5 protein-coding genes are annotated in these 4350 nt (G+C 39.7%); 2 read left to right on the forward strand and 3 right to left on the reverse strand.

Translation table 11 applies throughout. The annotated features are described in order from the left end of the window. Both VB740_RS35990 and VB740_RS35995 read left to right on the forward strand, forming a co-directional pair. The coding region (locus VB740_RS35990; RefSeq protein WP_323204585.1) for a hypothetical protein at positions 1-269 on the forward strand (269 nt) is incomplete at its 5' end. Positions 270-288: 19 nt separating this feature from the next. Beyond that, on the forward strand, positions 289-2382 hold the full coding sequence (locus tag VB740_RS35995) for a hydantoinase/oxoprolinase family protein (RefSeq protein ID WP_323204586.1): 2094 nt from the start codon (positions 289-291) through the stop codon (positions 2380-2382). Positions 2383-2503: 121 nt separating this feature from the next. Here VB740_RS35995 and VB740_RS36000 read toward each other — a convergent pair whose 3' ends face one another. The 3 genes from VB740_RS36000 to VB740_RS36010 form a co-directional block, all read right to left on the reverse strand. After that, complete coding sequence (locus tag VB740_RS36000; RefSeq protein WP_323204589.1) at positions 2504-3154, reverse strand: IS630 family transposase; 651 nt, start codon at positions 3152-3154, stop codon at positions 2504-2506. After that, the gene (locus VB740_RS36005) at positions 3052-3471 is read right to left on the reverse strand and encodes a transposase (protein ID WP_323204587.1); all 420 of its coding nucleotides are present in this window, start codon (positions 3469-3471) and stop codon (positions 3052-3054) included. The genes VB740_RS36000 and VB740_RS36005 overlap by 103 nt, the downstream gene beginning before the upstream one ends. 120 nt (positions 3472-3591) lie before the next feature. Then, the coding region (locus VB740_RS36010; RefSeq protein WP_323204588.1) for a transposase at positions 3592-4350 on the reverse strand (759 nt) is incomplete at its 5' end.

The raw sequence follows: 4350 nt of genomic DNA on the forward strand, positions 1-4350 counted from the left end.
TTTTCAACCGACTCTGCATTTATATTATGCAGCTTAAATGCCGATTAGCTTATCAGCAGTTTGCAGAACTGATGCAGATGCTCACCGATGAAGCGAAAGATGGCCCGCGCCTGTTCAGCTTTAAGCCCATTGAAGCAGGATTTTTCGATCGCCCCAAATGGATTAGTGCCAAATTTCAACTCACCCTCTGGTGCGAACACGCACGTCAACCACTTCCAGCCTTAAATCCCAATCACAAGAAAAAGGGAGTTTATCGTAATTTTTTATGATTATACAGGAAACAAAGTAATGTTGAAGGTTTTTGCCGATCGCGGTGGTACATTCACAGATATTGTTGCTGTTACTAGCAATCAAACAATTATAGACAGACTCTCAAGACATCCTGAACGTTTTTTAATTGTGACTCTGCCTAATCAGCAATGGATTATAGTCTACAAGCTGCTTTCAGAAAATCCCGAACAATATCGAGATGCAGCTATCCAAGGAATTCGGGATATCATGGGTATTTCTAGCAACGAACCCATTCCTAATGAAGCGATAGAAGTTGTAAAAATGGGGACAACAGTAGCAACAAATGCGCTGTTAGAAAGGAAAGGCGATCGCGTTGTTCTTGCCATCACCAAAGGGTTTAAAGATGCGCTGCGAATTGGCTACCAAAACCGTCCTAACATCTTTGCTCGTCATATCGTTCTACCAACCATGTTATATGAGCAGGTAATTGAGATTGATGAACGTTATGATGCTCATGGAAATGAATTAACACCTATAAATATTCAACAAGTCACAAATGACTTACAAACAATTTACGACACAGGAATTCGGAGTTGTTCTATTGTTTTTATGCATAGCGATCGCTATCATAAACACGAACAACAAATAGCCAAAATAGCCGAAGAAATCGGCTTTACGCAGATATCTGTATCTCATCAAGTTAGTCCGTTAATGAAATTAGTCAGCCGAGGAGATACAACAGTAGTCGATGCTTATTTAACTCCTATTCTACGTCGCTATGTCAACCAAGTAGCGAGTCAGTTACCTGGAGTAAAATTAATGTTTATGAAATCTGACGGCGGTTTAGTCGCAGCCGAACAATTTCAGGGCAAAGATAGTATTTTGAGTGGCCCGGCTGGAGGTATTGTCGGTGCAGTACAAACTAGTAAAAGAGCAGGTTTTGAGTTAGTTATTACCTTTGATATGGGAGGGACTAGTACAGATGTCGCCCACTTTAAAGGAGAGTATGAACGACAGCTAGATTCAGAAATTGCTGGGGCGCGGATGCGAGTTCCTGTATTAGCAATTAATACCATTGCGGCTGGAGGCGGTTCAATTCTCTTTTTTGATGGTTCTAGTTATCGTGTTGGCCCTAAATCTGCTGGTTCAAATCCTGGCCCTGCTTGTTACCGACGCGGGGGCCCATTAACGGTTACTGATGCCAATGTGATGTTAGGTAAAATTCACCCACAATATTTTCCCTCGGTTTTTGGGATTGATGGCAATTTACCTTTAGATAAAGATAGTGTCATTCAGCAATTTACCCAATTAGCCCAAGATATTCAAGCCGCTACATTAAATCATTGTACTCCCGAACAAGTAGCGGCTGGATTTATTGCGATCGCAGTAGAAAATATGGCAAACGCAATTAAAAAAATCAGTCTACAACGGGGTTATGATGTCAGCCAATATGTGCTTTGTTGTTTTGGCGGCGCAGGCGGACAAGTTGCTTGTTTAATTGCTGATACCTTGGGAATGAAAAAGATATTTCTACATCCTTATGCTGGTGTTCTCTCTGCTTATGGAATGGGATTAGCTGATGTCCGTGCCATTAGAGAAGGAGGAGTAGAACAGCCTTTAACCCAAGCATTAATTCCTAAATTACACCAGTTAATGGAATATTTAGAAACTCAAGCTAGAAGTGAAATCAATGAGGCTAATGCTCAAACAGAAATAGTCCAAAAAGTCAACTTGAAATATGAAGGGACTAACTCTACTTTAACCGTTAACTTTACCGATGATGTGGGACTTATGCGACAAGAATTTGAGGTTGAACATAAATCCCGTTATGGTTTTATCCAATTAGAGAAAACTTTAATTGTCGAATCCGCCTCCGTGGAAGTTATTCAGAAGATGGAAACTCCCGAAGAACCCTTAATTACTCGTACACGTTCTATAGATGAAGCGCCCGAAGCCGTTGAGATAGTAAGGATGTTTACTGATGACAGATGGCATGATACGCCTGTTTATCGGCGAGAAGATTTACAACCAGAAGATAGTATTAATGGGCCTGCGATCGTTGTAGAAAAAATTAGTACAATTGTAGTTGAACCTAACTGGCAAGCAAGATTAACTGAATATAATCATTTGATTTTACAGCGTAAAGATTAATGAATTCATCAGGCTTAACCTGTATTTGCAGGATAATCAATATAGCGGTATGCATTTGAATAAGATACGAACTGATGTACTAAAAGGTTTTGTACTGAAATTAACAGTTACTTGGAAAACTTTAGACTGGTTCTAAATATTCAGTGAAACAGTAGCAACAATGAGTAAACCAGTTATGAATATCTTGCAGAGAGACTTTTTGAAAAGCCATATCAATAGCTTGAGCTAATTCATGATAAGTACGAGGCGCAAGAGAGCGAATAAACTCTTTGAGCTTCGACCAACAGTTTTCTATAGGGGAAAAGTCAGGGGAATAGGCAGAGAGAAAATGTAGAGTAGCTCCAGCAAGTTCTAGAATAGGGCGTAACTCGGCTTCTTGATGAATAGAGGCATTGTCCATGACCACACAGGCTCCAGGCCAAAGATTGGGTACCAATCGCTGGGCAATAAATGCTTCAAAAGTTAGCCCATCTGTTGCCCCCACAATAGCTACAGTTGCGACGACACCCCGTAATGCGATTGCACCGATGAGACTGACGTTTCGACCTCGTTGTTGAGGACGAGTCCCATAAGCTCTTTGTCCTGATAACGCCCGTCCAAATCGGCGAGTCATTCCTAAGTTCACTCCTGCTTCATCGACGAAGACCAAATCTTCCACAGGCAACAGGGTCATTTTTTGTCGGTACTCTCTCCGCAAGTTTTGAACTCGCTCTGTTTCTCTTTCACTGGCCTGAAGCGTTTTTTTTTGCGGGTCAATCCCAAACGAGTCAATACGCGACTAATAGTCGAGCTACTCACCCGAACCTGAGTTTTGAGGTGTAGTTGTTCTCTCAACTCATCTAAGGTGGCATCATTCTTCTGTTCTACTAGTTCTCCCAGAGCTATTATGTTTTCTGGACTCAGTTTCAGACTTTGACCACCTCCATGACTCTTGGGTTCTAACGTCCCCTCCTCTGTGTATTGTTTAAGTAGTTTATATATAAAACTTGGAGCAACTCGGAACCGCTCTGCTAACTTACGTTGAGATATAGATTCCTGTTCATAGGTTTCTGTAATTTTCCGCCGCAAATCTATGGAGTATGGTTTCATTGCTAACAAATTTTACTTTTCTTCTCTGTATAGTACATTTGATTGTCTCTCACCCAAGTGAAAACCGCTATATCCCTCTTCTGTCACTTTCCGAGATAAGCAAGTAGTTCAGGAGCTAAATCATCCATAAGCATAAGAGGGTTTAAATTGATTCATTGCAGCAATTAAATGATTGAATCCCAATAATAAATGTGAATTAGGGAAAATACTTAACCAAGGATAAATCAACCAAAATAGTAAAAGTGGTTGGATAATGAGACGTAGATTATTTAAAGTATTCTTCCATCCATATTCATGGTTCCATTGTGGATGATTAGAAAAATCAACATCATTATTTTCTTGTGTCTTAGTCTCAAATTGACAAGATTGATTTAAACCTAATAAGACTGAAGAATTTAAACTAATCATCGTGTAAACACAAAAAATAATTTCCCACCATCTCTCAATATGTTGAAAATCAGTAAAACGGTAATCTGTCCAGCCTAGTTCCTGTTTACACTGTCGAAACCCATATTCTACCCAGGTTCTTAATCCATATAAGTCACCTAATATTTTCTTGAGATTACCTTGCAGATTCGTCATCACGAAGGAGGTAGAATTTTCCGGCATGGTTTCTGGATCAGTAGTTATTTCCCAGTAAGTTATGGCCCTTTTTTTACCATAAATTATTTCTCTAATATATCTTGTCTCTGATTTTTGATTGCTAAATGTTCTCTCAAATTTACACCACTTATTTGCCCTAACCCTTTGCCCTGCTGGTAGCCAGACTCCATGATTACTTCTAATTGACACCACATAACCTAAGTTATATTCAGCAATTTTTCTAATGAATTGGCTACTTTCACCATATAAACTATCAGCCAGTACTAATTCAATATT

The sequence above is a fragment of the Nostoc sp. UHCC 0251 genome, assembly GCF_034932245.1.
Lineage (GTDB): Bacteria > Cyanobacteriota > Cyanobacteriia > Cyanobacteriales > Nostocaceae > Nostoc.